The organism is Sphingomonas sp. BK481 (assembly GCF_014194875.1).
In the GTDB taxonomy this organism is placed as follows: Bacteria; Pseudomonadota; Alphaproteobacteria; order Sphingomonadales; family Sphingomonadaceae; genus Sphingomonas; species Sphingomonas aerolata.
The window spans coordinates 1-25,203 of the sequence record NZ_JACIAP010000018.1 but is presented as its reverse complement, the minus strand read 5'-3'; the positions used below and the strand labels follow the sequence as shown (position 1 = coordinate 25,203).

The following is a 25,203-nucleotide window of genomic DNA, read 5'->3' as shown; positions in this document are numbered from 1 at the left end:
ACGACTGCCGAGGCGAGGCCGGCGAGAAGGAGCGACCGGTTCACGCTGCCGCCTCCCCGGCCTTGCGGACCTGGACGACGCGCATCATGCCTGCGTGCATGTGGTAGAGCATGTGGCAGTGGAACGCCCAATCGCCTTCCTCGCCTGTCACGTCCCAGCTCACCGTGCCGCCTGGCTGGACCAGCACGGTATGCTTCCGGGGCGCATAGGCGCCTTTCCCTGTCACCAGGTCGAAGAAGTGACCGTGGATATGAATCGGATGGCCCATCATCGTGTCGTTGATGAGGGTGACGCGCACCCGCTCGCCGTGCAGCAGGGTGATCGGATCGGGGCTCTCCGACAGCTTCTCGCCATCGAAGCCCCACATGTACCGTTCCATGTTGCCGGTAAGGTGGAGCTTGATCTCGCGCTCGGGTGCCCGCGTGTCGGGATTGCGGTCGAGCGCAACCAGATCGCGATAGGTGAGCACGCGGTGCCCGACGTTCTCCAGTCCCTGACCTGGCTCGCCGGTGCGATCGACGGGCATGGCCGAAATGGTCTGGACGCCTGGTCCCTTCTTCACGCTCGGGGCTTTCGAGAAGTCGCGCATGTTCATGCCGCCCATGTCCATACCGGCCATCGGCTGCCCATCCGTCATGCCCGGCATGGCACGCGACCCGTGATCCATTCCGGCCATCGCGCCGCTCTGACCCTGCGGCGCGGTCATCCCGGCCATGGCGCCGGCAGCAGCGCCGGTCGCGCCATGGTTCATCTGGGAATGGTCCATGCCCTGCATCGAACCGGCACCCGCGCTCTGGCCCATCGTGCTGTGGTCCATGCCCGCCATCGATCCAGCCTGCGCGCCCATTGCTCCGCTCCCCATGCCCTGCATGGAGCCGTGATCCATGGTGCTCATGTCATGGCCGCCCATGCCCATGTCCTTCATGGTCGCGAGCGGGCGCTTGCGCAGTGGTGGGACCTCGGCCGCCATGCCCTCGCGGGGTGCGAGCGTCGCGCGCGCCATGCCGGACCGGTCGACGCTCTCGCCCACCAGCGTATAGGCGCGCATGTCGGGCGGCGTGACGACCGCGTCATAAGTCTCGGCCGGACCGAATTGGAACTCGTCAATCTCGATCGGGCGCACGTTCAACCCATCGGCCGCGACGATCGTCATCGGCAGGCCGGGGATGCGGACGTTGAAGGTCGTCATGGACGATGCGTTGATGAAGCGGAGCCGCACCCGCTCACCCGGTCGGAACAGAGCGGTCCAATTGTCCTTGGGGCCATGGCCGTTAACCAGATAGGTGTAGGTCGAGGCGGTCACGTCGGCGACATCGGCGGGGTCCATCCGCATCTTGCCCCACATTAGCCGCTCTTTCAGCGGCTGATCCTTACCGGCCAGCAGCCCGCCCAAGGTCTGGCGCTGACGGTTGAAATAGCCCGACTCCTTCTTGAGGCGGTCGAACAGGTAGTGCGGGTGTTGGAAGCTGTGATCGGACAGCACGATGACGTGCTCGCGATCGAACTGCACCGGGTCGGGGTCCTTGGGGTCGATCAGGATCGGGCCGTAGTGTCCCTCTTGCTCCTGAAGCCCCGAGTGGCTGTGATACCAGTAGGTGCCGTTCTGGATGATCGGGAACTCGTAGGTGAAGGTCGAGCGCGCGGGGATGCCCGGGAAGTTGATGCCGGGCACACCGTCCATCTGGAAGGGCACCAACAGCCCGTGCCAGTGGATTGACGTCTCTTCGTCCAGCTCGTTCACGACGTGGAGGCGCACGTTCTGCCCCTCGCGCAGGCGGATGAGCGGGGCGGGTACGGTGCCGTTGATGCCGATGGCATGGCTCTGCCGCCCGTCGATCATCATCATCTGATGCGCGACCTTCAGCGTGATGTCGTCGCCCGACACGGTCGGCAATGGCTTGGCGATCCCCGCGGACACTGGCTGCGCCCACGCCGGCATGTAGGCCGACAATGCAAGGCCGCTTCCGGCTAGGGTGGCACCGCGCAGCACTTGGCGGCGGTCGAGAACGCGCGACATGAAAGCTCCTCGAAGGGTGGGCCGCTACCGGCCCGTCTTAATCCTTCTACGCGTCCCGCGCGGCCATCCCTTGTTCGGCGCTCAACTTTTCGAGGAGGCGCGAACGGGCACGGTAAAGGCGGGTTTCGACAGCCTTCTGGCTGATCCCCAACACCTCGGCGGTTTCGGCTTGGCTTAAACCTTCGATAGTGCGCAGCACCAGCGCTTCCTTGAGGTTCATGGGCAGGGTCGAAATGGCACCTGTCACCCGGTCCAACTCCTGGCGGTCGGCTGCGCCGTCGTCGACCGCAACCCGATCGTCCACCACAGCTTCGGCGCGGCGATCGATGGGAACCGCAAAGGAGAAGAACCGGCGCACCGTGCGCTTTCGCGCCCAGTCACGGCACTTGTTGATCGCGATCGTCGAAAGCCACGCCTTCATGGCGCGCTGTCCGTCGTAGCGCGGGAGAGCCTGGTGTGCGGCGACGAACGTCTCCTGCACCAGGTCGAGCGCCTCGTCCGGTTCGCCGACGCAAGCCCGCGCGAGCCGGAACACCGGCTGTTGGTAGCGCCGCACGATTTCGGCAAAAGCGGCCTGCCGACCGGCAATGCTGAGCGTCGCCAGCTCGCCATCGGACAGCGTGGTCCAATCGAGGCTCACCCCTGGCCGTCGGTGAGCGCCTTCACCACCGCAGCATCGAATTGGGAGGTCTGATCGGCTCGCAGAAGCTGCCGCATGGCGAAGATGTGCGCCAACGTAGCCTTCTGCAGCTCGCCCATCGCGGCATGGCTCTGATCGACCGCGGCCGTGACCCGCGGGCCGTTGCCGTGCTCGGCCTCGATCGCCTCGGCGAGCCGGGCATTGGTCGCGCGCAACTCCAGCTCGAGAGCGCGCCGTTGCACCGCGAACCGGTCCTCCAGAACCTTCAGCTTTGCCTGCTGATCGGCATCGAGCGCGAGCTTGTGGTGCAGGACCTCGTGCAGCGCGGCACCCGGCTGCTTGGGATGGGGCAACAGCGCACGTCCGACGAACACGCCCCCGATCGCCGCGACAAAGGCGAGGACGACACACAGAACGACGCGCTTGGTCGAGGTCATGGCTCGCCGATCAGCAAAGTTGAGGGTGCGAGCGGCGAAGCCCCACCGAGCGGTGCGAGCGACACCGCGGGGCTCGCGGTCGCCGGCAATTCGGCGCCGATCATGCCGATCGCCAATGCCGCGACCGCCACCACACCAATGCCGAGCCCGGCCTGCCGCACGACCGGCCGGGTGCCAATGCGCGCGAGAACACGTGCTTCGACGTCGTCCAGAGCGGCCGGAACAGGTGCTCCCGCCAACCTCGCCAACGCTCTGTCCAGATCATCCATGTTTTCCACTCCGCCCCTCTAACACTGGTTACGCAGCGCTGCCCATCATCCCTCATCGCTAGCGTGAGGGGTGCGCACCTGCGCCGCGTAGAATGGACAGAACACCACGGAGTAACCTCATGCGTCGCGCCCTAGTCCCTGCCGCCCTTGCCATTCTCGGGCTCGCCAGCGCCGCCCAGGCTCACCCTAAGTTGCTGTCCGCCTCACCGGCGCCGAACGCGACGGTCGCCAAGCCCGCGCGTCTCGCGCTTCGGTTCAGCGAAAAGCTGATGCCGAAGTTCTCGGGCGCGGATCTGATAATGACCGCGCATCGGGGCACCGCGCACCCGCCTATGAAGGTTGCGACTGCGGCTGGGGTCGCGGAGGATGGCCGCACGCTCGTCGTCACGCCCAAGGGGCCGCTCGCACCGGGCCGCTACAGCGTCGCGTGGCACGTGGTTTCCGGCGACACGCACCGGGTGGCCGGCAACTTCGCCTTCGCGGTCAAGTAACGGTGGACACCGACTGGCCGCTGATCGCGGTCCGCTTCGCGCTCTATGCGACACTGAGCGGGCTGTTCGGCCTGTCGGCTTTCAGTCTCTATGGCCTCAAGGCCCGCGAGCGCGCCGATGCGCTCGCACTGCGGCCCTGGCTCGTCGGAAGCGGCCTGCTCGGCCTCCTGTTCTCCGGGATCGGCCTCGCGCTGCTCGCGGCTGCGATGGCCGGGGCGCCGCTCTGGCCGGTCGATCAGGAGGCGGTCGGGATGCTCCTCTCCGGGTCCGCGACGGGCACCGCGTGGGAAGCGCGCGTGGCTGCGCTCGTGGTGGCCTCGATCGCGGCCCTCGTGGCGGCCGGTCGCGCGGCTCTGCTCGGCCTAGTGGCGTTCGCTGCGGGCGTGGCGCTCGCCACGCTTGCTTGGGCAGGGCACGGCGCGATGGACGAGGGCGCAGTCGGCTGGGTGCATCTGGGCGCGGACATTCTCCACCTGCTCGCTGGCGGGGCCTGGGCCGGAGCCCTGCTCGGGCTCGTGCTTCTCGTCGCTCGGCCGGCCGGTCGCGTCGACGCCGCCCATCTGACCCTGACGCACCGCGCACTGCACGGGTTTGGCTTGGTGGGCACGATAATGGTCGGCACGATTGCCGTCACCGGGATCGTCAATGCCTGGTTGCTGGTCGGCGTTGCCAATCTGCCGAACCTCGCCGCTACGGTCTACGGCCAGCTTCTGATCGCCAAGCTCGTCCTCTTCGGCGCGATGCTCACGCTTGCGTCGTTCAACCGCTTTCGGCTTACGCCGGCGTTCGAGCGCTCGATCACCGCGGTCGATCATCATGGCGCGCTTCGCGGCCTGCGGCGCAGCCTCGCAGTTGAGGCGAGCTGCGCGGTGGCGATCCTGGCGCTCGTCGCATGGCTGGGAACACTCGAACCGCCCGCTTCGGCGATGTGAGGGGCGGGCGGCCTAATGCCGCCCGCCTCGCCGCTCAGGCGGCCATCTTCTCGCATTCCTCGGCGCAACGGTTACAGGCCGCGACGCAATCCTCCATGCCGGCGAGCCCTTCGCAACTCGCCGCGCACGCCCGGCAAATCTCGGCGCACTCGCGGCAGATATGACGATGGTGTTCGGACTTGCGGGCCATGAAGTCGATCGCGACTGCGCAAATCTGCGCGCAATCGGCCATAATTTTCATGTGCTGCGGCTCGGCGTGCTTCCCACCTGCCTCAAGGCAGTGGTTCATCGCCATATAAAGACAGGTGATATGGCATTCGTGGCAGGCGTCCATGCACGCCTTCATCGCCGGGTCCATCTGATGCATCAGTCATTCTCCGTCTTATCCCCGCCTTAAAGGGGATACGCGCCAGATCGCATTTTCCCTCGCCTGCTTGGCCCTTTTCGAGGGGCAACGCCTTCGGCCGCGTAGCTCATATTAGGCGGCTTGGGCGCACTGTCGCGGGTTAAGCTCGATCGGCCTTGACCCTGACACGGTGTCAGACCCTACATGCCTTCGGGTCGAAGGAGTTACGCCATGAACGATCCTCATTCTCATGCCCATACCGGGGGTTGCGGCTGCTCAGCAAAGTCAGCCGAGCCGGCTGCCGCGCCCGCTTCATGCTGCTCTGGGGCCTCTACCGCGTCAGTGCCAGTCGAGCAGGCCGGCAAAATGGGTGGCTGCTGTTCGGGACCCAAGGTGCCCGGCGACGCGACCAAGGCAACGGACCCGGTGTGCGGCATGACGGTCGATCCGGCGAAAACGGCGCACCATGCCGAGCACGCCGGCCATGAATATCATTTTTGCAGCGCCGGGTGCCGGACCAAGTTCGTGGCTGATCCGAACGCCTATCTCGGCGATAAGCCAAAAGCTGAGCCAACAGCGACGCCGGGCGCGATGTGGACGTGCCCGATGCACCCGCAAGTCCGCCAAGAGGGGCCGGGCACGTGCCCTATCTGTGGCATGGCGCTCGAGCCCGAAGAACCATCGCTCGACGACACACCCAACCCCGAGCTGGTCGATTTTACACGCCGGCTGTGGGTGGCCGGCGCACTGACGATCCCGCTCCTCGTCGTTTCGATGTTTGCCGAGATGCTCGGCATCAATGTCGTCAGCCCCACGGTCTCGCCGTGGGTCCAGCTCGCGCTAACCGCACCGATCGTGCTGTGGGCGGGCTTGCCGTTTTTCGAGCGAGGGTGGACCTCGATCCGGACCCGCCATCTCAATATGTTCACGCTGATCGCAATCGGGGTCGGCGCGGCCTTCCTCTACAGCGTGGTCGCGACGCTCGCGCCAGGCCTGTTCCCTGCGACGTTCCGGATGCACGGTGGGATGGTTCCGGTCTATTACGAGGCGGCCGGCGTCGTGGTGACGCTGGTGCTGCTCGGGCAAGTGCTCGAGCTGCGCGCCAGGGCGGCAACCGGGCGCGCGATCCGAGCCCTCCTGGATCTCGCTCCCAAGACAGCTCGGCGGCTGCGGACTGACGGCTCCGAGGAAGAGGTCGGTCTTGCCGACGTCGCCGCTGGCGATCGGCTGCGGGTCCGTCCCGGCGAAGCGATTCCGGTCGATGGCGTGGTGGTCGAAGGCCGTTCGTCGGTCGATGAATCCATGCTCACCGGCGAGCCTGCACCGGTCCTCAAGGAAGTTGAGGCGGCCGTCACGGGGGGCACCGTCAACGGCACGGGTAGCCTGATTATGGAAGCCCGCGCCGTCGGCGCGGATACGATGCTGGCGCGGATCGTCCGCATGGTCGCCGAAGCGCAGCGCAGCCGCGCCCCGATTCAGGCGGTCGCCGATCGGGTGTCGGGATGGTTCGTGCCGCTGGTCGTGCTGATCTCGGTGGTGACGTTCGTGGTATGGTCGCTAGTCGGCCCTGAGCCGCGCATGGGCCATGCCCTGCTCAACGCTATCGCCGTGCTGGTCATCGCCTGTCCGTGCGCGCTCGGGCTCGCCACACCCATGTCGATCATGGTCGGCACCGGGCGCGGCGCGACAGCCGGGGTGCTTGTCAAGAATGCGGAAGCCTTACAGGGGCTAGAGAAGGTCGATACGCTCGTCATCGACAAGACGGGCACGCTCACGGAAGGCAAGCCTAAGCTGGTCGCGTTCGAGACGGTCGGCGCAGTCGCGGAAAACGACATGCTCGCGCTTGCCGCGGCCGTCGAAGGGCAATCCGAACACCCGCTCGCTCACGCGATCGTCGTTGCCGCCAAAGAGCGGGCATTGCAGCTCGGCAAGGTAGCGGACTTCGCCTCGCAAACCGGCCTGGGTGTCAGCGCCACGGTCGACGGCCGCTCGGTCGTCATCGGCAATGCCGCGCAAATGAGCCGGATCGGCGCTGATCCCAAGCCGGTCGATGCCGCGGCTGATCGCCATCGTAGCGAAGGCGCGGGTGTCATCCTGGTCTCGATCGATGGGGCGCTCGCTGGCTTGCTGGCGGTCGCCGATCCGGTGCGGGCATCGGCGCGCGACGCCATTGCCGCGCTGCGCAAAGAGGGATTGCGCGTCGTCATGCTCACCGGCGACAATCGTGGGACCGCGGATGCGGTCGCGCGCGCGGTAGGCGGTCTCGATGACGTACGCGCCGATCTGCGGCCGGAAGACAAAGCGCGCATCATAGGCGAGTTGAAGGCAAGCGGCGCCAAGGTCGCGATGGCCGGCGACGGTATCAATGACGCCCCGGCGCTTGCCGCTGCGGACGTGGGTCTGGCGATGGGCACGGGAACAGACGTCGCGATCGAAAGCGCCGGCATGACGCTCACGCGCGGCGATCTGTCGGCGATCGTGCGGGCGCGCAAGCTCGCCCACGCAACGATGCGCAATATCCGCCAGAACCTGTTCTTCTCGTTCCTGTTCAACGGCATCGGCGTGCCGGTCGCGGCGGGGGTGCTTTATCCCGTCGCCGGCATTCTGCTCTCGCCGATGCTAGCCGGTGCGGCGATGGCGCTCTCGTCTTTCACTGTCGTTCTGAACGCGCTGCGGCTCAACGCGGTGAAGTTGTGAACATCGGAACGGCGTCGGACGCCAGCGGCGTCTCTCAGCGCATGATCCGCCACTATGAGAAAATCGGCCTCGTGCCTGCGCCGCCTCGGCGCGGGAGCTACCGGGATTATTCAGAGGCCGATGTTCACCGGCTGCGCTTCATTGCCAATGCGCGCGATCTGGGGTTCCCGATCGAGGAGATCCGCACACTCCTCGGCCTCTGGTCGGATCGCAGCCGTTCGAGCAGCGAAGTAAAGATGCTCGCCCAGGCGCGCGCCGATGAACTTGGGCGTAAGGCGGCTACGCTCGAAGCTATGCGATCGACGCTGCTGGACCTGGTGAACCGCTGCCACGGAGATGATCGACCGGACTGCCCGATCCTTCGCCGTATGGAAGCATAGGGTCGCGCCTACTCGCTGGCGCGACGAGCAACGCCGTCCCGCCACGGGCGTTGCGAAAAGCGAAGCGTGATCCGCAAAGTCGCCACACGACCGCGGATTGTGTCCATCGTGCGACCCAACTCGCGGACAATCTGGCTAATGGTCTGCTTCCCAGCCACACGCCGCCGAAGTTCGGCGTCGTCCTCCTCGTCCAAGGCGCGCCGCGCCGGGTGGTCACCTCAATTTATCCTTATGGTTCTTCCGATCATTTCCGGCTTCTCGTTGAACCGACTCGAGCGGGGCGAACGAATTTACTTTGGATGACATTGTCGAGCCAATGCTCAAGGTAGCCGTGAAGATAACGCGTCGATCAACCGGCATTCGGCGATCGTTGTGGCGTCGCAGCGCCCCCATTTGACGATCTCTTCACGCAGCGTCTGTAGGCCGGCGAGTTTGTGGTCGATCTCTGCGATGTGCAGCACCGCCATCTCGTCAACTGCATCGCACGATCCGCGCGGATCGTCCGCCAGGCGGAGCAGGTCACGCACCTGATCGAGCGTAAAGCCCAAGTCGCGCGAGCGCTTGATGAACGTCAGGCGATCAAGGTGCGACTCATCGTAAAGGCGGTAATTGCCCCCGCTCCGACGCGGTGCAGCGATCAAACCCTCACCCTCGTAAAAGCGGACGGTCTCGACCTTCAGCCCGGTGCGCTTCGCAATATCGCCGATCTTCATGGATGAGCCCTTGACCCTCTAGTGACATGAGGGTGCATATGGGGGGTCCGACACACGAATCGAGTGCATCATGGCGGACGACTGCTGTTCCAGGAAAGGCGACACGATCGCGCAGTTCGGCCGTAAGACCGATCAACGACGCGTGCTGATCGCCGTCATGGTTATCAACTTCGTTATGTTCGTTGCCGAGTTCGGCGGGGGGGTGTTCGCGCGGTCGTCCGCACTGATGGCGGACTCAGTCGACATGCTCGGCGATGCCGTGGTCTATGCACTCAGCCTCTATGCGTTGAGCCGCGGCCCCCGCTGGGAAGCCGGGGCGGCACTGGCCAAGGGCGGCATCATCCTCATGTTTGGCATCGCGGTCGTATTCGAGATCGTCGACAAGGTGGTCAACGGCGTTTCGCCCTCGTCTTCACTAATGCTGGCGTTCGGCGGTGCCGCGCTCGTCGCCAACCTGACCTGCCTCGCGATGCTGTGGCGATTCCGGTCGGAGAACGTGAATATGTCCAGCACGTTCGAGTGCTCGCGCAACGACGTGGCGTCAAACGTCGGCGTACTTATTGCGGCCGGGTTTATCGCCATGACCGGCGCGGCATGGCCCGATATCGCGGTGGGCGGCGTCATCGCGCTCATCTTCCTGCGGTCAGCGTGGCGTGTTCTCGCCGAAGCGATCCCGGCATGGCGAGAGACCCGGCCGGTAGCACCGGAAGTCTTGCGATGACACTCGGACGTATTTCGACTAGACGGCCTGAAATGCTGCGCAGGCTCTGGTCCCTTTTGCTCGTCATGATTGCGTCGTCCCTGGTGATGACGGCGACCGTGCACGCGCGCGAGGTTGCAGGGCCGGTGACTATCGAGTGCAGCGGCACAGTGCATAGCGACGGCGACGCCGATCAATCGCAAGGCGATGCCGACAAGGCGGTGCCGCACCACCATGCCACCTGCCACGGACAGTTACTGAACCTGCCAGCGAGCAACGCGCTGCCGTTGATGGCATGCGCTGACGGTCTGCATCCGTTCCCCGCACCCGCCAGTGCCATCGCGTCGCATCTCGTCGATCCCGCGCTGAGGCCCCCGGCCGCCTGACGACACCCGCTCGCCGGCATCTGCCGGCCCGACGTGTTCTGTCAGGATCGATATTTCATGAAAACAATGCTCGCGGCCATGCTGGCCGCGGCGTCCTGCGCATCGATAGCGCAGGCGCAACAGGAGGCGGCGCCGCAGGCGGCCACCCCGTCTGAAACGCCGACCGCGGCGCAACCGCTCCCCGGCTTCTCGCTCGATCAGGCGGTGTCTGCCGCGGGCGGAGCAGCGCCATCGGGTGCCGCTGCTACTGCATCGGTCGAGGCGGCGCAGGCGGCCCGCACGGTGGCCGGGCTCCGGCCGAACCCCGTCTTCCAAGGGCAGGTCGAGAACGTCGTCGGCTCCGGTCCTTATCGGGGCGTGCGGAGCGCGGAGACGACGGTGGGGGTCGCGATCCCGATCGAGCTTGGCGGCAAGCGCGGTGCCCGCGTTGCTGTTGCCGACGCGCAAATATCACGTGCGCAACTCCAGAGCGCGATCGTCGCGGCCGATATCCGCGTCCAGGTCACACAGCTCTATGTCGAGGCAATCGCGGCCGAACGCCGGCTGGTGACGGCGCGCGACCAGGCACGGATCGCGGCCGAAGTGCTGCGGGGGGCTGCGGTGCGCGTCCAGGCGGGGCGAGCGTCGCCGCTGGAGCAACAGCGCGCCGATGTCGCGCGTATCAATGCCGATGCCAATGTCGAGCGGCTGACCCGGCTCGCCGAGGCGGCACGGACCAATCTCGCGCGGCGGCTCGGCCGTCCGATCGACGGCACGCTCGACGCAGGCTTGCTCGACCGGTTGCCGCCGGCGACCTTCGGCCCTGCAGCACCGCTACAGACTGCCGGCACGCTGGCGCTGGCGGCGGCGGATGCCGATCTTGCCATCGCCGATGCCGGCATCAGGCTCGCGCGCGCCAACCGCGTACCCGACATCAACGTCGGACCGGCGCTCCGACGGCTGGAAGCGACGAACGATACCGCCGCGGTGTTCGCGATCTCGATCCCGATCCCGCTCTTCAACAACGGCCGCGCCGCCATCGCGCAGGCGACGGCGGAGCGGACGCGCGCCGAAGCGGTGCGGCGCGTAACCGCGCTCGACGTCGAGCAGGCGATCACCGACGCGCAAGCCGAAGCCGCCAATGCGGCAACGACCGCGCGCGCTGCGGTCGGGCCGGCGCTGGCAGCAGCAGCAGAGGCCGCGCGGATCGCGCGGATCGGCTACCGCGAGGGCAAGTTCGGCCAGCTGGATCTCCTCGATGCCGAACGCACGCTCGCCGAGACGCGCGTCGCCGCGATCGACGCGCTCGCCAACTATCAGAATGCCCGTGCGCGATTGGAGCGGCTGACCGCGCCTGCGCCGACCACCAACACCGGGGGAACCGACCGATGAAGACCATCCTGACGGGCGGCGTTCTGCCGTTCGGCCTTGCCCTGTTGCTCGCGGCCTGTGGCAGCAGCTCCGAAGGCGGCAACGAGACTGCCGGAAACGAAACCAGCGCAGGTGCCGAAGCCGGCGGTAACGAAGCCGCCCATGCCGATGAGGGTGCGGTAACGCTCTCGGCGGACCAGATCACCGCGGCGGGCGTCCAGATCGGTCGCCCGCTCACGGGCGGTGCGGGGACGATCGAACTGCCGGCGACGATTGAGGGCGACCCGCAGGGGACGCAGGTCGTTTCGGCCGCAATCGGCGGGCGTGTCGTGGCACTCACGCGCAACCTCGGCCAATCGGTCGGGCGCGGGCAGACGATCGCCGTCATCGAAAGCCGCGAGGCCGCACAGCTCAAGGGTGAGGTCGAGGCATCGCGTGCCCGGCTCGCGCTTGCCAACTCCAATCTCAGCCGCGAGCAGCGGCTGTTCGCGCAGCGCGTGTCGCCCGAGCAGGATTTGATCGCCGCGCGCACCGCGGCAATCGAAGCACGTATCGCCTACCGGCAGGCGCAGAGCCAGGTGTCGGCAGCGGGCGGGGGCGGGGGCGGGCTCAACCGGCTCGGCATCGTCGCGCCGATCGGCGGTCAGGTCATCGCCCGACCGGTCGTGCTAGGGCAGACGGTCGCAGCAGACAGCGAACTCTATCGCATCGCCAATCTCAGCCGGGTGTCGCTGGCGCTCAACCTCAGGCCAGAAGATGCCGGCCGGGTGAAGCCAGGTAATATTGTTACCGTGACGGCGCCGGGGCGGCAGGCGAGCGCTCGAATCAGTTTCGTGTCGCCAGCCCTCGATCCGCAGACACGGCAGGTGCCGGTCATCGCGACGCTCGACAATGGTGGCGGTCAGTGGCGCGTCGGCGAGCCCGTCACCGCTGCGGTCCAACTCAGCGGTAGCGGAGGCAGCAATGCGGTCCGCGTGCCGACGACGGCAGTGCAGACGGTCGAAGGCAAATCAGTCGTTTTCGTCCGTACGGCCAAGGGGTTCCAGTCGACCCCGGTCACGCTCGGCGACGCGGCCGGCGATACCGTCATCATCCGCTCGGGCCTGACCGGCCAGGAGCAGATCGCCACCACCGGCAGCTTCACGCTCAAGGCCGAACTCGGCAAGGGCGAAGCGGCGCACGAGGATTGATGTCATGATCGCTCGCATCGTCAATTGGGCGGTTGAGAAGCGCTGGCTCGTCCTGCTCCTCACCGCCATCGTCGCCGTCATCGGCGCCTTTTCGCTCTCCCGGCTACCGATCGACGCGGTGCCGGACATCACCAACAATCAGGTGCAAATCAACGTTCGCGCGCCCGCGCTCTCGCCCGAGCTGGTCGAGAAGCAGGTGTCGTTCCCGATCGAAACCGCGCTCGCCGGCATCCCCGGCCTCGACAATACCCGCTCACTCAGCCGCAACGGCTTCGCGCAGATCACCGCGGTCTTCGACGAATCCACCGACATCTATTTCGCCCGCCAACAGGTCGGCGAACGGTTGCAGGGCGTCGCGGAAAGCCTGCCCGATGGCGTGAACCCAGAGATGGGGCCGATCGCGACCGGGTTGGGCGAGGTCTATATGTGGACTGTCCGGCTGGAACACCGAAAGGACGACAAGCACCGCGCTGGCGAGCCGGGGCAGCAACCTGACGGCAGCTATATCACACCGGAAGGCGAGCGGCTGACTACGCCTGAAGATAAGGCGACCTATCTGCGGACCGCGCAGGACTGGATCGTCACGCCTCTGCTCAAGAACGTACCCGGCGTGGCGGGCATCGATTCGATCGGTGGCTACGCCAAGCAATATCTTGTCGTCCCCGACGTGCAGAAACTGGCGTCGCTCAAGATTACACTGACAGATCTTGGCACCGCGCTTGAAAAGAACAACACCAGCGTCGGAGGGGGGTTCGTCAATCGCAACGGTGAAGGATTGGCGGTCCGGTCGGACGCGCTGGTGCGCAATGCGAACCAATTGGCGCGCACCGTCGTTGCCACCCGTGACGGTATCCCCATTACTCTTGACCAAGTCGCCAACGTCCGCACGGGGCAGGCGATCCGGATGGGCTCGGCGTCGGAGAACGGCACCGAAGTCGTCGTCGGCACCGCGATCATGCGGATCGGCCAGAACAGCCGCAACGTGGCGACCGCGGTCGCCGACCGGTTGAAAACTATCAACGCCTCGCTGCCACCTGATGTGGTGGTGCAGCCGGTGCTGGATCGTACCGCGCTGGTCAATTCGACGATCAAAACGGTCGCCAAGAACCTCTCCGAAGGCGCGCTGCTCGTCATCGTCGTGCTGTTCCTGCTGCTCGGCAACTTCCGTGCGGCGCTAATAGCTGCCGCGGTCATCCCGGTCACGATGATGCTCACCGGGTTCGGTATGCTTCGGCTCGGGGTGTCAGCAAACCTCATGAGTCTGGGTGCGCTCGACTTCGGGCTGATCGTCGACGGCGCGGTCATCATCGTCGAGAATGCCCTGCGGCGTCTTGCCGAAAAACAGCATCACGAAGGCCGGCTGCTAAGCGTCAAGGAGCGGCTGGATGCGGTCGCGACCGCAGCGCGAGAGATGATCCGGCCGTCCGTATATGGGCAGGCGATCATCATCCTCGTGTACGTGCCTTTGCTCACGCTGACCGGCGTGGAAGGCAAGACGTTCGTGCCGATGGCGCTGACCGTCATCATCGCGCTGCTCTTTGCCTTTGTTCTGTCGCTGACCTTCGTACCTGCGGCGATTGCCATCTGGCTGTCGCGGAAGGTCAACGAGGAGGACGGGCGGATCATCTCGTGGCTGAAGAAGCGCTACGAACCGGGTCTGGAAAAGGCGATGAAGCGGCCGTCGATCACCATCGGTGCCGGCGTGGTCAGCCTCGTACTGGCGGCGCTCGCCTTCACGACGCTCGGGCAGGTGTTCCTCCCCCAGCTCGACGAGGGCGACTTATTGATCCAGGCGCTGCGCATTCCGGCGACGTCGGTGCAGCAAAGCCAGGCGATGCAGGTGCCGATCGAACGAATGGTGTCGAAACAGCCCGAGGTGCGGTTCGTCTTCTCGAAGACGGGCACCGCCGAGCTGGCCTCGGACCCGATGCCGCCCAACGCGACCGATATGTTCGTCATCCTGAAGCCGCATGACGAATGGCCCGATCCCAAGCTGGAGAAAGCCGCGCTGGTCGAGCGGCTGGAGACCAAGCTCGCGCAGTTTCCCGGCAACGCCTACGAGATCACGCAGCCGATCCAGATGCGGTTCAACGAGCTGATCGCCGGCGTGCGCGGCGATATCGCGGTCAAGGTGTTCGGCGACGACTTCGCCAGTATGAACCGCACTGCCGAACAGATCGCCGGCGTCCTGCGCAAGACGCAAGGCGCGGCGGACGTGAAGGTCGAACAGACGACGGGGCTCCCGATGCTCGACATTCGGGTGAATCGTGACGCGATGGCGCGGGTCGGCGTCACTGCCCAGGACGTGCAGGACACCATCACCGCCACGCTCGGAGGACGCGAGTCCGGCATGATCTTCGAGGGCGACCGGCGTTTCCCGGTCGTCATCCGTCTGTCCGATGCAGAGCGCGCCAATCTGGGGCTTCTCGAACAGGTGCAGGTGCCTGTAGCCGGCGGTGGTTACGTGCCGCTGTCCAGCGTCGCCGATATCGGCGTCGTCGACGGGCCCAACCAGATCAGCCGCGAGAACGGCAAGCGCCGTGTCGTCGTCCAGGCAAACGTGCGCGGGCGCGATGTCGGCAGCGTGGTGGCGGATGCACAGGCCGCCGTGTCGAGTGGGGTACGCCTGCCGGCGGGCAGTTACCTCGAATGGGGCGGGCAGTTCGAGAATCTGGAGTCAGCCAGCCAGCGGCTCCAGCTCGTGGTGCCGGCTTGCTTCGTGCTGATCTTGTTCCTGCTCTACGGGGCATTGGGATCGGTGCGCGATGCGGCGATCGTGTTTACAGGGGTGCCGTTCGCGCTGGTGGGCGGCGTCCTGTTGCTCTTCCTGCGCGGCATGGACTTCTCGATCTCGGCCGCGGTGGGGTTCATCGCGCTGTCGGGCATCGCGGTCCTCAACGGACTTGTCATGGTCAGTTCGGTGCAGGACCTGATCCGTTCCGGCATGGACCGCGCCGAAGCGGCGCATACGGGTGCCCTTCAGCGATTACGCCCCGTCGTCATGACCGCGCTCGTCGCAAGTCTCGGCTTCGTGCCGATGGCGTTCGCGAGCGGGGCCGGCGCGGAAGTGCAAAAGCCGCTCGCAACCGTCGTCATCGGCGGGCTGATCTCGGCGACCCTGCTGACGCTGTTCGTGCTGCCGACGCTCTACGCCCGCTTCGGGCAGCAGGCGGTCAAGGTCGACGACACGGACGATACCTCACCGCTCCCGCAACCCGCATGATCGTGGGGGAGGGCGGTCGTGCCCTCCCCCACGCCTCAAGAAAGGGGGCTCGCTCATGACGACGATCGACAATGTAACGACACTCTCCGTATCCCCGCTGCGTGTCTGGACGGTCCTCACGGACTTCGCCGGCCACCCGCAGTGGAAGCCGTTCATCCAGCTTTCCGGTGCCGCGGTCTGCGGCGGTGATGCCAACTACACGTTCCGCATCGGCGGACTCGACAAGCCGGTGACGGCCAAGGCGGATATCATCCGCGTCGATAAGCCGCTGGCGTTCGCATGGACGGCGGGCGTCGCCAGGTTCTTGCTGTTCGAGGAATCTTACGCGCTGGAAAGCGATCCCGCTGGAACCCGCCTGCGCCATAGCCTGCGCTTCTCAGGCATCTTGGGTCGTCCGCTCTGGGCACTGATGCGCCGCAGGCTTCAAGCAAGCCTCGTGCAGTCGGACAGGTGCCTCGATCGCCAGCTTCGGCGCCTGTCGGCGGTGCCGGTTTCCAATAGCCGGACTGGACCTGCGCGCACTGGGGCACGGAGGCAGCGATGACGATGCATCATCTTGGCTTGGGTTTTGGCATGGGCATCGTGCTGGTGTTGGCAGGCTGTTCCGAGGAGCCCCGGAAGGGTCCACCGACCGAGCAGGAGATCCACGCTGCGGACACTGCGGTGACCAGCAGGACACCCGGCCGTCACCCCTATCGATGCGACGATAACCAGACGCTTCTGGTCGACTTCAAGGATCAAGGGCTCACAGTCGAGTTACGGCGCGATGCGAATGCACCTGCGGTCGTTCTAACCGCGCCGTTGCAAGGTCTCCAGTATGTCGGCGATGCGGAAAGCGCGACATTCTCGGGCAACCAGATCAAGATCGAGGCACCCGGCAAACGCCCCGTGCTTTGTGAGAAAGCGACAAGCCTATGAGCAATCTTGTATCTAAAACCAGCGGGACGGATCGCCAGCGACGTACGCTCTGGATCGTCCTGATCCTCAATGCCGGGCTTGCACTGGCGTTCGTCGCCACAGGACTGTTCGGTGATTCCAGTGCGCTGATCGCCAATGGCCTCGATAACGGCTCCGATGCCGCGGTATATGGGCTCAGCCTTGTTGCGTTGAGCCGCGGCGCACGCTGGAAGCAAGCTGCGGCCAGGGTGTCCGGCATCATGCTGCTCCTGTTCGCGGTCGCGGTCCTCATCGATGTCGCGCGGCGTTTTACCCAGGGCAGCGATCCGATCGGCCCGACTATGATCGGCATGTCGATTGTCGCTGGCATCATCAATTATCTGTGTCTGCGCCTCCTGCAAAAGCTGGAGAACAAGGACGTCAACCTGCGCGCGGCGACGACCTTCAGCCTCAACGACTTCATCTCGAACGGCGGGATCGTCGTCGCTGGCGTCCTTGTCATGTGGTTGGGCGTGAACTGGCCGGACCTCGTGGTCGGGCTGGCGACAGCCGCAATCCAGTTGTGGGGCGGCATCAAGATCCTGCGTGACGCGAAACAGGACGCGCGCAAAAACAAGGACAATCAGAATGGCTGAGAAGACCAGGCTCGACCTCGCCGTCGTCCTGCCCGACGTCCCGGATGCGGCTGACGCCTGCGTCGCGCGGCTTGTTCAACGGCTGGCGGACCGCGAGGGCGTCAGCGAAGCGCACGTCGTCCCCGCCAGTGGCGAGGCGCCGGCGCAACTGTGCATCCATTACGATCCGGACCAGCTCCCGCTATCCCGTATTCGCGAGGTCGCGACCGGCGCGGGCGCGCAGATAGGTGAGCGCTACGGCCATGCCGTATTCGACATCGGCACGATGCATCAGCGGCGCGCCCGCACCCTTAGCGATCGATTGAAGGCTGTGTCCGGCGTTCTGGAGGCCGAGGTTGCTGCAAGTGGCCGGGTGCGGGTCGAGTTCGACCGGGAACAGACCGACGAATCTACGATCCGCGGCACCGTCGTCGAGCGCGAAGCAGCCGTCCCGCAGGCCGCTAGCGACGATCACGCCGGCCATGACCATGGCCCCGGCGAGCACGATCACGGCAAGGAGGGGCATAACCACAATCATGGCGGCATCCTGGGGCCGAATACCGAGCTGTTCTTCGCATTGGGCTGCGGTGCCGTTCTCGGCATCGGCTTCGCGATCGAGAAGCTGGTCGCCGGGGCGCCATCGTGGCTGCCGCTCGCCTGCTACCTGACCGCCTATGTGCTGGGCGGTTTCTTTACCGTCCGCGAAGCGATCGATAATCTGCGGATGCGCCGGTTCGAGATCGACACACTGATGCTGGTCGCCGCGGCGGGCGCAGCCGCGCTGGGCGCCTGGGCGGAAGGCGCGCTGCTGCTGTTCCTGTTCAGCTTCGGCCACGCGCTCGAACATTATGCGATGGGTCGCGCCAAGCGGGCGATGGAGGCTCTGGCCGAGCTGGCACCGAAAACCGCCCTCGTCCGCCGCGAAGGCAAGATCAGCGAGATATCCGTCGACACGCTGGTGGTCGGCGACATTGTCGTGGTCAAACCAAATGCACGGTTGCCTGCCGACGGATTCCTGACGCTGGGTTCGAGCAGCATCAACCAGGCGCCAGTGACGGGCGAAAGTATCCCGGTCGACAAGACCGCAGTCACCGATACGGACCAGGCGCGGGCCAATCCCGACCGCGTCGACGCCGCCAGTCGCGTGTTCGCCGGCACAATCAACGGCAGCGGCGCGATCGAGATCGAGGTCACGCGCCTATCGACTGACAGCGCGCTCGCCAAAGTCGTGAAGATGGTCAGCGAGGCCGAGACGCAGAAGTCGCCGACGCAGCGTATGACCGATCGGTTCGAACGGGTGTTCGTGCCCGTCGTGCTGGGCCTCGCCGTCCTGCTGCTGTTCGCCTGGGTCGTCGTCGACGAACCCTTCCGCGACAGCTTCTACCGCTCGATGGCGGTCCTCGTCGCCGCTAGCCCGTGCGCGCTGGCGATCGCGACACCAAGCGCAGTCCTGTCGGGTGTCGCCCGCGCCGCGCGCGGGGGTGTGCTGGTGAAGGGCGGTGGGCCGCTGGAGAACCTCGGTTCGTTGACCGCCATCGCCTTCGACAAGACCGGCACGCTAACAGAAGGCCAGCCCAAAATCACCGATGTCGTCGCGATGACGGGCATCGCCGAGGACCGGCTGCTCACGACGGCCGTCGCCGTGGAGGCCCTGAGCGATCACCCTCTCGCCGCGGCGATCGTCAAGGACGGCAGGACACGCCTGAACGACGCCGCGTTGCCACAGGCGAGCGATCTGGAAAGCCTGACCGGCCGCGGCGTCCGCGCGACGCTGGAGGGCGATCCGGTAACGATCGGCAAGGCCGAGATGTTCGGCAAGGACGGCATCGCCGCATTGACCGATGAAACGATGGCCGCAGTCGAACGGCTCCGTGCGGGCGGGCGGACGACGATGGTCGTGCGACGCGGCGAGGTGGATCTGGGGGTCATCGGGCTGATGGACACGCCGCGGACTGCCGCCAAGGCGACACTGGCGACGCTGCGCACCCTCGGCATCACCCGTATGATTATGATCTCGGGCGATAATCAAGCGGTCGCGGATGCGATTGCGCGCGAGGTCGGCATCGACGAAGCGTGGGGCGACCTGATGCCGGAAGACAAGGTCGAGGCGATCAAGAAGCTGCGCGGTGACGGCAAGGTCGCGATGGTCGGCGACGGCGTAAACGACGCACCCGCGATGGCCAATGCGACCGTTGGGATCGCGATGGGCGCGGCGGGGTCAGACGTAGCGCTGGAGACCGCCGATGTAGCGCTGATGGCGGACGATCTGGCCCATCTGCCGTTCGCGGTCGGCCTGTCGCGACAGACCCGATCGATCATCCGGCAGAACGTCTTTGTCAGCTTGGGCGTGGTGGCGATCCTGGTCCCTGCGACGATCTTCGGTCTCGGGATCGGAGCGGCCGTCGCCATGCACGAAGGGTCGACGTTGCTCGTGGTCGTAAACGCGTTGCGTCTGCTCGCCTATCGCGATCGGTTCGCCACGACGCAGACCGCCTGATGCCCAGGAGACCGCATCCATCGCATGCGGTCTCCGCAGGTTAGAAAGGAGTGTTCGTGATGTCCGATCCCACCGTGTCCGGTGTCCTTGCCGTCCGTGCGCAGATCCTTGCGCGCAGTCAGACGCTCAACCGCCTGACGCCACCAGCCACGACACCTGGGGCGGTTTCGACCGTGCCGCGGACCGACGCGCCGGCGACGTTTGGGGACACCCTGAAGGGCATCGTCGGCAAGGTGAACGCGGCACAGGAGGCCGAGGACGTCGCTACCGACCGCTACGAGCGTGGCGAGACCACCGATATCGCCACCGTGGCGCTGATGCAGAACCGCGCTTCGGTGTCCTTCGAGGCGACGCTTCAGGTCAGGAACAAGCTCCTGTCAGCCTACAAGGACATTATGAGCATGCCCCTTGGATGACTCAGTTCCCTGCGCCTGCGCATACGGCCAAGCCGAAGAGCGTGTGGGGTTGGCGGGCGGTCATGGCTTTGATCGTCGTGCTGGCGGGCGCCTGCTCGCCCGTTCGGCAGGATGACGACGCCGATACGCACAACACGTTGTCGGCCGGTTCCGAGATGCAGATGCATGTCTTCACCTGTGAAGATAGAACGTCGATCGTGACCGGTCTGAGTGCCAATACCTTCGTCGTCGACCTCATCGGTGCGACGCGGGAAGATCGTGAGCAACTGACTGTGCCACGCGCGCAGGTCCGGACTGCCGATGGACGGCTTACGGTCATGATCGGCCAAGATCGGCTCCATCTCGAGCGGATCGGCAAGCAAGGCATCAACGAGCATCTGTCGTTCAGGGGAAAATCATGCTGGCGCTGACCTATACGATCATTCCGGTGCTTGCCGTGATCCTAGGCGGCATCTTTGCGATATGGCGTCGGCCCGGCGACGCCTTTGTATCCGCGATGCAGCACCTCGCCGCCGGTGTCGTGTTCGCCGCTGCGGCAACCGAAATCCTGCCCCAAGTGCTGCATGCTGGCTCGCCGCTGGCAACCTTTATCGGCGGCTCAGCGGGGGTCGCGGTCATGCTGGGGCTCAAGGCGTACGAAGCCCGCGCCGCGGGACCGGTCACGCTGATATCGGCGGTCGGGATCGACATCGTCGTCGACGGGCTGGTGCTGGGCCTTGCGTTCGTCGCCGGTGCCAAGGCGGGCGCCCTGCTCACCGTCGCGCTCACGCTGGAGGTGCTGTTCCTAGGTGTAACGCTGACGACGGAACTCGCCGAATCCATTACCTCAAAACTCAAGATCATCCTCACCGTGACGGCGCTCGCGCTGCTGCTGCCGATCGGCGCATTGCTGGCGATCCCTGTCGCTGGCCTGTCACCTCCGGTAGTGGCGGGCTTCCTGTGCTTCGGCCTCATGGCGCTCCTGTTTCTCGTCACCGAAGAGCTGTTGGCCGAAGCACACGAGAAGCCAGACACGCCGCTCATCAGCGCAATGTTCTTCGTCGGCTTCCTCTCGCTCCTCCTCATTGAGGAAATCGCGATGTGACGAGCCTGACCTCAAACGGCGCCGACGTGCGCCGCGATCGATCCAGCAAGGGGAATGAAATGTCGATAATCAAGGCACAATGGCTTATTTTGGGCGTGGCTGCGGCCCTGTCCGCGTGTTCGGCCGAGAAGCCTTCGTACCAATTCACGTCGAATGAATCCGGTCCGACCGATGCGATCCATGGATCGAACGTGCAGCATGCCAAGGACGCGATCCACGGGGCGAACCCTGCGCACGATAAGACAAGCATGGTCATGCCATCGACCGGCGATCCGGACACCGACTTCCTGCGCGGCATGATCCCGCATCACGAAGGTGCAGTGGAGATGGCGCGTGCCGAGATCGCCAACGGCACCGATCCGAAAATTCGGGAAATGGCGGAGGAGGTGATCCGAACGCAACAGGCCGAGATCACGACGATGCGGGCTTGGCTTGCCGAGCGTCGAGCTGCCAGAAAGGGCTCCTGATGATGTCTCGCAGTCATTCCGATGATGCTGCACTACCCCTGTGCCCCATGCCCGCTCGGGCTCAGATGGGGCGGGTGGCGTGACGGAATATCGATGCGATGCGCTCATCATCGGCGGGGGGCCAGCAGGATTGACCGCCGCGATCTACCTCGCACGCTATCATCGGCGCATTATCGTGGTCGATGAGGGAAACAGCCGGGTGAAATGGATACCGCGTTCGCACAACCACGCCGGTTTTCCGGACGGGATTGCAGGTGAAGACCTTTTACACCGGATGCGCGAACAGGCCGAGCGCTACGGTGCTACGATTGTGAACGGCCGCATCGACACGGTGGCGCAAAACGCTGATGACTTCGACGCTTGCGGAGTTGGAATAACCCTGTCCGCGCGATCGATCCTGATCGCAACGGGAGTCGAGAACCGTCGCCCCTCGATCGACGCTGCGACCCATCGCGACGCACTGGAGCGCGGCCTGCTACGCTACTGCCCGATCTACGACGGTTATGAAGCGACTGGCCAAGCTATCGGCGTCATCGGCGCGGACACTCATGGCGTCGCTGAGGCGCTGTTTCTCCGCACGTTTTCCGATCGAATAACGCTAGTGGCGCACAAGACGCTCGAACTCGACGCTTGCGACCGCGGGGCGCTGGAGGCGGCAGGTATTGCGGTAGCGCCAAGTGCGCTCGACCAAATCGATTTTGCTGAAGAACACGTAACGCTGCGTCTGGCCGATGAGACACAATTGCAGTTTGACACGATCTACCCAGCGCTCGGTTCGGATAGCAATAACGCCCTTGCGCGGCAGCTCGGGGCCAAGCTCAGCGACGAGCGCTGTATTGTGGTCGACACCAAACAGCGCACCAGCGTTTCGGGCGTTTACGCTGCCGGCGACATCGTCATATCGCTGGATCAGATAAGCGTCGCCATGGGCCATGCAGCTATCGCCGCGACAACTTTGCATAATGACCTTCGCAAGCGCGATGGCCATACCCGCTGAACGAAGATCAGCTGAAGGAAGATTATCAGCCTTACCCGCAATGGAATCCCGGGATTTGACCCATAACTATGGCCAGCGTTGGTCGGACGAGACCGACGTCGAACTGCGCAAGCGGATCGACGCACGCCAGAGTGTTGGCCAGATCGCGCGCGACATGGGGCGGACGCAGGATGCGATCCGTGGGCGAGCGGCAACGCTGCGCCTTTCTCTGCCCTCGACTATGCGCCCGTGGCGCGAGGGGGTAAAACGGGGACCGCGAATGCAGCGGCCGGACCCTAGCTCGACTGGCGAGAATTAAATGCCGGGGAGCGGCCCCCCGCCCCCCGGCAACCTTGTTACTTCATGTTCGGCATGGCGTGGCCGACGTGATCGCCGCCCTTGGCCTTGTCCCCATGATCGCAGCAGTCAGCGCCGTCCTTGCAGCCCGCCATGTCGGCGCAGCAGTTCGCCACGCCGCGAAAGCGCCGGTCGAGAGCGTGAGGGCGAAAGTGGCGCTGATGAGCTTGAACTTGGTCATTGGTATTCTCCGGAAAGTAGCAGGTGAAATTGATTGGTTTCACTAAATTTGCGGAGGGGGTGTCGCGGGCGCGCTGGCTCGGCCAAGAAGGGTAGCTTGCTGCCCGAAATATGGGACCACCTCACTGTGGGCGCTGCGATTAGCTGGCGATATGACCATACGACTTGGCAGGTTGAGGGTATAAGCCATGAACGGCGCGCCCGCACTGTCGGCGAAGCGCTGTGCCGAGTGCCGAGTGCCGGGTGTGCTACAGGCTGAAAGGCGGCGCGCCGAGGGAAAACCTCGGCTCGCTGAAGGCGTTTGCGTTCGACAAGACGGGGACGCTGACGGAAGGGCGATCGTGCATCACCGACACGATGGCCGTCGACGGCGCGAGTGCGGAGGATCTGTTGGCACTCGCCGTAGCGGTTGAAGCCTTGAGCGATCATCCGCTGACGCAGACGATCGTCAAGGATGGAGGCGAGCGCCTACGTGGGCGCGACCTTACGAGCGCTACGGATCTTAAGATCCTGACAGGGCGCGGCGTCACCGCAACTGTCGACCGTGAAACGGTTTGGATCGGCAAGGCCGAGATGTTCGCCGTTGAGGGTGTCCCCGCACTACACACCGCTACGACCGAAGCGATCGCCGCCCTTCGCGAGAGCGGACGTACCACAATGGGTGCGCAAGGGTGACCGGGACATCGGCGCGATCGGCCTGATTGATATGCCTCGCGAGGCAGCCAAGGTTGCGCTTAAGAGTCTGCGCGACATGGGTATCACTCGGATAATTATGATTTCGGGCGATCATCAAAAGGTTTCCGATGTCGTCGCCAGGAGGTTGAGCTCGACGAGGCCTGGGGCGATCTGATGCTGGAGGACAAGGTCGCGGCGATCAAGACACTCGCTGGCGAAAACAAGGTGGCGATGGTCGGCGACGGCGTAAACGATCCGCCGGCGATGGCGAGTGCGACAGTCGGCATCGCGATGGGCGCTGCCGGATCAGATGTCACGCTGGAAACCGCCGACGTTGCACTGATGGCCGACGATCTCGCCCATCTTCCGTTCGCCGTCGGCTTGAGCCGCCATACCCGCGGCATCATCCAGCAGAACGTGTTCGTCAGCCTCGGCGTCGTCGCGTTACTCGTGCCCGCGACGATCCTCGGCCTTGGGATCGGCCCGGCCGTCGCGATGCATGAAGGCTCGACGCTGCTGGTCGTGTTTAATGCGCTGCGCCTGCTCGCCTATCGCGATCCCGCTGTACAAGCAGCATGACGCCGATCGCACAATGCATCGCTCGTCGGCGGCAGAGCCGCCGGCGTGACGTGCGCCCTCTATCTTCACCGCTGCGACCGCTAAATCATTGGTGTCGACAAAGATCTTAGCCGCGCTGAATAGAACCCTTTTCCCGCAATCACCCCCGGCTTCCCTGAGAAGAACGGCGGCCGATACATGGGAACGATAGAAGCGTGAATTGGGTTCAGCGGTCGAATGCATACTTTAAATGGGAAGCAACAATGGACGATGGGGACGATCAGAAGATGAGCAGCTCCGCTGCCGGCTCGGGGGGACATTACGGCTATCACGGCCACCACCATCATGGAGGTGGCGCGACGGTTGGTATGAACGACGTGGTAGATCCGGTCTGCGGCGCAACCATCGACCCTCACATGACGAGACACTACGTCGATAGCGAGGATCAGCGGCTCTTTTTCTGCTCATCGGCATGCCAACAAAGGTTTGAAGCAGAGCCAGACCGGTATCGATGAGGGAGAGATGCCGCACGATCAAGGCAGCCCTTCATTAAACATGGCTCCCGATCATATGTCGCCGACGGCGCGAGCGGGACACTAACCCCCTCCGAGCGCGTTAGAGCGGTTTCTGATCAGTCTGCATCGTAACCAGCGGCTGCAAAATAGTTCGAGCATTCCTGGGGTGAGTAGAGGTCCACGATGCGGCCGATGG

The 25,203-nt window shown here is 65.0% G+C and carries 26 protein-coding genes and 1 pseudogene; 21 read left to right on the top strand and 6 right to left on the bottom strand.

Annotation, left to right across the window (positions count from 1 at the left end; translation table 11 throughout):
- Positions 1–40: 40 nt before the first annotated feature.
- The 4 genes from FHY04_RS20410 to FHY04_RS20395 are packed head-to-tail and all read right to left on the bottom strand — an operon-like array spanning position 41 to position 3,363.
- Complete coding sequence (locus tag FHY04_RS20410; protein ID WP_151989803.1) at positions 41–2,017, bottom strand: copper resistance system multicopper oxidase; 1,977 nt, start codon at positions 2,015–2,017, stop codon at positions 41–43.
- Positions 2,018–2,063: 46 nt separating this feature from the next.
- Positions 2,064–2,657, bottom strand: coding sequence for an RNA polymerase sigma factor (locus FHY04_RS20405; protein ID WP_151989802.1), 594 nt, complete (start codon positions 2,655–2,657; stop codon positions 2,064–2,066).
- Positions 2,654–3,094, bottom strand: a complete 441-nt coding sequence (locus tag FHY04_RS20400; protein WP_151989801.1) for a periplasmic heavy metal sensor — start codon at positions 3,092–3,094, stop codon at positions 2,654–2,656. Before FHY04_RS20400 ends, FHY04_RS20405 begins: the two co-directional genes overlap by 4 nt.
- Complete coding sequence (locus FHY04_RS20395; protein WP_151989800.1) at positions 3,091–3,363, bottom strand: hypothetical protein; 273 nt, start codon at positions 3,361–3,363, stop codon at positions 3,091–3,093. The genes FHY04_RS20400 and FHY04_RS20395 overlap by 4 nt, the downstream gene beginning before the upstream one ends.
- Before the next feature lie 119 nt (positions 3,364–3,482).
- On the opposite strand from FHY04_RS20395, the gene copC reads away from it, so the two are divergent.
- Complete coding sequence (gene copC / locus FHY04_RS20390; RefSeq protein ID WP_151989799.1) at positions 3,483–3,854, top strand: copper homeostasis periplasmic binding protein CopC; 372 nt, start codon at positions 3,483–3,485, stop codon at positions 3,852–3,854.
- Positions 3,855–3,856: 2 nt separating this feature from the next.
- Positions 3,857–4,786: a copper homeostasis membrane protein CopD gene (gene copD / locus FHY04_RS20385; RefSeq protein WP_151989798.1), complete on the top strand. Its 930-nt coding sequence runs from the start codon at positions 3,857–3,859 to the stop codon at positions 4,784–4,786.
- A gap of 34 nt (positions 4,787–4,820) precedes the next feature.
- On the opposite strand, the gene FHY04_RS20380 is transcribed toward copD, so the two are convergent.
- Complete coding sequence (locus FHY04_RS20380; protein WP_145147227.1) at positions 4,821–5,153, bottom strand: four-helix bundle copper-binding protein; 333 nt, start codon at positions 5,151–5,153, stop codon at positions 4,821–4,823.
- 414 nt (positions 5,154–5,567) lie between these two features.
- Here FHY04_RS20380 and FHY04_RS20375 point away from each other — a divergent pair, with 414 nt between their 5' ends.
- Together FHY04_RS20375 and FHY04_RS20370 are read left to right on the top strand one after the other, a co-directional pair.
- On the top strand, positions 5,568–7,829 hold the full coding sequence (locus tag FHY04_RS20375; RefSeq protein ID WP_234422476.1) for a heavy metal translocating P-type ATPase: 2,262 nt from the start codon (positions 5,568–5,570) through the stop codon (positions 7,827–7,829).
- Positions 7,826–8,209, top strand: coding sequence for a MerR family DNA-binding protein (locus tag FHY04_RS20370; protein WP_151989797.1), 384 nt, complete (start codon positions 7,826–7,828; stop codon positions 8,207–8,209). The genes FHY04_RS20375 and FHY04_RS20370 overlap by 4 nt, the downstream gene beginning before the upstream one ends.
- 320 nt (positions 8,210–8,529) lie before the next feature.
- Here the strand turns inward: FHY04_RS20370 and FHY04_RS20365 are convergent, their stop codons facing one another.
- Positions 8,530–8,922 (bottom strand): helix-turn-helix domain-containing protein, encoded by a 393-nt coding sequence (locus FHY04_RS20365; protein ID WP_151989796.1) that lies wholly within the window; start codon positions 8,920–8,922, stop codon positions 8,530–8,532.
- Positions 8,923–8,992: 70 nt separating this feature from the next.
- Here FHY04_RS20365 and FHY04_RS20360 point away from each other — a divergent pair, with 70 nt between their 5' ends.
- The 17 genes and pseudogenes from FHY04_RS20360 (at position 8,993) to FHY04_RS23105 (ending at position 25,007) form a co-directional block, all read left to right on the top strand.
- Positions 8,993–9,643 (top strand): cation transporter, encoded by a 651-nt coding sequence (locus FHY04_RS20360; protein WP_151989795.1) that lies wholly within the window; start codon positions 8,993–8,995, stop codon positions 9,641–9,643.
- A 32-nt stretch (positions 9,644–9,675) separates the two neighbouring features.
- Positions 9,676–10,008: a hypothetical protein gene (locus FHY04_RS20355; RefSeq protein ID WP_151989794.1), complete on the top strand. Its 333-nt coding sequence runs from the start codon at positions 9,676–9,678 to the stop codon at positions 10,006–10,008.
- A 57-nt stretch (positions 10,009–10,065) separates the two neighbouring features.
- Positions 10,066–11,379, top strand: a complete 1,314-nt coding sequence (locus FHY04_RS20350; protein WP_151989793.1) for a TolC family protein — start codon at positions 10,066–10,068, stop codon at positions 11,377–11,379.
- Positions 11,376–12,548, top strand: coding sequence for an efflux RND transporter periplasmic adaptor subunit (locus FHY04_RS20345; protein WP_151989792.1), 1,173 nt, complete (start codon positions 11,376–11,378; stop codon positions 12,546–12,548). Before FHY04_RS20350 ends, FHY04_RS20345 begins: the two co-directional genes overlap by 4 nt.
- Before the next feature lie 4 nt (positions 12,549–12,552).
- Positions 12,553–15,771, top strand: a complete 3,219-nt coding sequence (locus FHY04_RS20340) for an efflux RND transporter permease subunit (RefSeq protein ID WP_151989791.1) — start codon at positions 12,553–12,555, stop codon at positions 15,769–15,771.
- A gap of 55 nt (positions 15,772–15,826) precedes the next feature.
- Complete coding sequence (locus tag FHY04_RS20335; RefSeq protein WP_151989790.1) at positions 15,827–16,315, top strand: SRPBCC domain-containing protein; 489 nt, start codon at positions 15,827–15,829, stop codon at positions 16,313–16,315.
- Positions 16,312–16,689 (top strand): hypothetical protein, encoded by a 378-nt coding sequence (locus FHY04_RS20330; RefSeq protein ID WP_151989789.1) that lies wholly within the window; start codon positions 16,312–16,314, stop codon positions 16,687–16,689. Before FHY04_RS20335 ends, FHY04_RS20330 begins: the two co-directional genes overlap by 4 nt.
- The gene (locus FHY04_RS20325; protein WP_151989788.1) at positions 16,686–17,303 is read left to right on the top strand and encodes a cation transporter; all 618 of its coding nucleotides are present in this window, start codon (positions 16,686–16,688) and stop codon (positions 17,301–17,303) included. Before FHY04_RS20330 ends, FHY04_RS20325 begins: the two co-directional genes overlap by 4 nt.
- The gene (locus FHY04_RS20320; protein ID WP_151989787.1) at positions 17,296–19,779 is read left to right on the top strand and encodes a heavy metal translocating P-type ATPase; all 2,484 of its coding nucleotides are present in this window, start codon (positions 17,296–17,298) and stop codon (positions 19,777–19,779) included. The genes FHY04_RS20325 and FHY04_RS20320 overlap by 8 nt, the downstream gene beginning before the upstream one ends.
- A gap of 59 nt (positions 19,780–19,838) precedes the next feature.
- A complete protein-coding gene (fliE, locus tag FHY04_RS20315; protein WP_151989786.1) occupies positions 19,839–20,195 on the top strand; it encodes a flagellar hook-basal body complex protein FliE in 357 nt (118 codons plus the stop codon).
- A 62-nt stretch (positions 20,196–20,257) separates the two neighbouring features.
- Complete coding sequence (locus tag FHY04_RS20310) at positions 20,258–20,605, top strand: hypothetical protein (RefSeq protein ID WP_159513020.1); 348 nt, start codon at positions 20,258–20,260, stop codon at positions 20,603–20,605.
- On the top strand, positions 20,593–21,279 hold the full coding sequence (locus tag FHY04_RS20305) for a ZIP family metal transporter (protein WP_159513021.1): 687 nt from the start codon (positions 20,593–20,595) through the stop codon (positions 21,277–21,279). Before FHY04_RS20310 ends, FHY04_RS20305 begins: the two co-directional genes overlap by 13 nt.
- Positions 21,276–21,746: a DUF305 domain-containing protein gene (locus FHY04_RS20300; protein ID WP_236559362.1), complete on the top strand. Its 471-nt coding sequence runs from the start codon at positions 21,276–21,278 to the stop codon at positions 21,744–21,746. The genes FHY04_RS20305 and FHY04_RS20300 overlap by 4 nt, the downstream gene beginning before the upstream one ends.
- 79 nt (positions 21,747–21,825) lie before the next feature.
- Positions 21,826–22,743, top strand: coding sequence for an NAD(P)/FAD-dependent oxidoreductase (locus tag FHY04_RS20295; RefSeq protein WP_183937702.1), 918 nt, complete (start codon positions 21,826–21,828; stop codon positions 22,741–22,743).
- Positions 22,744–23,099: 356 nt separating this feature from the next.
- Positions 23,100–23,306 (top strand): hypothetical protein, encoded by a 207-nt coding sequence (locus tag FHY04_RS20290; RefSeq protein WP_159513023.1) that lies wholly within the window; start codon positions 23,100–23,102, stop codon positions 23,304–23,306.
- Positions 23,307–23,514: 208 nt separating this feature from the next.
- Positions 23,515–24,513: pseudogene (locus FHY04_RS20285) on the top strand (HAD-IC family P-type ATPase); the annotation flags it as partial.
- Between the two features lie 242 nt (positions 24,514–24,755).
- A complete protein-coding gene (locus FHY04_RS23105; protein WP_151989841.1) occupies positions 24,756–25,007 on the top strand; it encodes a YHS domain-containing protein in 252 nt (83 codons plus the stop codon).
- The last annotated feature ends 196 nt before the right edge of the window (positions 25,008–25,203 follow it).

Bases quoted from the DNA above. Each gene is read 5' to 3' on its own strand.
- FHY04_RS20410 (WP_151989803.1), bottom strand. From the start codon at position 2,017: ATGTCGCGCGTTCTCGACCGCCGCCAAGTGCTGCGCGGTGCCACCCTA.
- FHY04_RS20400 (WP_151989801.1), bottom strand. From the start codon at position 3,094: ATGACCTCGACCAAGCGCGTCGTTCTGTGTGTCGTCCTCGCCTTTGTC.
- FHY04_RS20395 (WP_151989800.1), bottom strand. From the start codon at position 3,363: ATGGATGATCTGGACAGAGCGTTGGCGAGGTTGGCGGGAGCACCTGTT.
- copC (WP_151989799.1), top strand. From the start codon at position 3,483: ATGCGTCGCGCCCTAGTCCCTGCCGCCCTTGCCATTCTCGGGCTCGCC.
- FHY04_RS20380 (WP_145147227.1), bottom strand. From the start codon at position 5,153: ATGCATCAGATGGACCCGGCGATGAAGGCGTGCATGGACGCCTGCCAC.
- FHY04_RS20375 (WP_234422476.1), top strand. From the start codon at position 5,568: ATGACGGTCGATCCGGCGAAAACGGCGCACCATGCCGAGCACGCCGGC.
- FHY04_RS20365 (WP_151989796.1), bottom strand. From the start codon at position 8,922: ATGAAGATCGGCGATATTGCGAAGCGCACCGGGCTGAAGGTCGAGACC.
- FHY04_RS20360 (WP_151989795.1), top strand. From the start codon at position 8,993: ATGGCGGACGACTGCTGTTCCAGGAAAGGCGACACGATCGCGCAGTTC.
- FHY04_RS20355 (WP_151989794.1), top strand. From the start codon at position 9,676: ATGCTGCGCAGGCTCTGGTCCCTTTTGCTCGTCATGATTGCGTCGTCC.
- FHY04_RS20350 (WP_151989793.1), top strand. From the start codon at position 10,066: ATGAAAACAATGCTCGCGGCCATGCTGGCCGCGGCGTCCTGCGCATCG.
- FHY04_RS20345 (WP_151989792.1), top strand. From the start codon at position 11,376: ATGAAGACCATCCTGACGGGCGGCGTTCTGCCGTTCGGCCTTGCCCTG.
- FHY04_RS20340 (WP_151989791.1), top strand. From the start codon at position 12,553: ATGATCGCTCGCATCGTCAATTGGGCGGTTGAGAAGCGCTGGCTCGTC.
- FHY04_RS20335 (WP_151989790.1), top strand. From the start codon at position 15,827: ATGACGACGATCGACAATGTAACGACACTCTCCGTATCCCCGCTGCGT.
- FHY04_RS20330 (WP_151989789.1), top strand. From the start codon at position 16,312: ATGACGATGCATCATCTTGGCTTGGGTTTTGGCATGGGCATCGTGCTG.
- FHY04_RS20325 (WP_151989788.1), top strand. From the start codon at position 16,686: ATGAGCAATCTTGTATCTAAAACCAGCGGGACGGATCGCCAGCGACGT.
- FHY04_RS20320 (WP_151989787.1), top strand. From the start codon at position 17,296: ATGGCTGAGAAGACCAGGCTCGACCTCGCCGTCGTCCTGCCCGACGTC.
- fliE (WP_151989786.1), top strand. From the start codon at position 19,839: ATGTCCGATCCCACCGTGTCCGGTGTCCTTGCCGTCCGTGCGCAGATC.
- FHY04_RS20310 (WP_159513020.1), top strand. From the start codon at position 20,258: ATGGCTTTGATCGTCGTGCTGGCGGGCGCCTGCTCGCCCGTTCGGCAG.
- FHY04_RS20305 (WP_159513021.1), top strand. From the start codon at position 20,593: ATGCTGGCGCTGACCTATACGATCATTCCGGTGCTTGCCGTGATCCTA.
- FHY04_RS23105 (WP_151989841.1), top strand. From the start codon at position 24,756: ATGGACGATGGGGACGATCAGAAGATGAGCAGCTCCGCTGCCGGCTCG.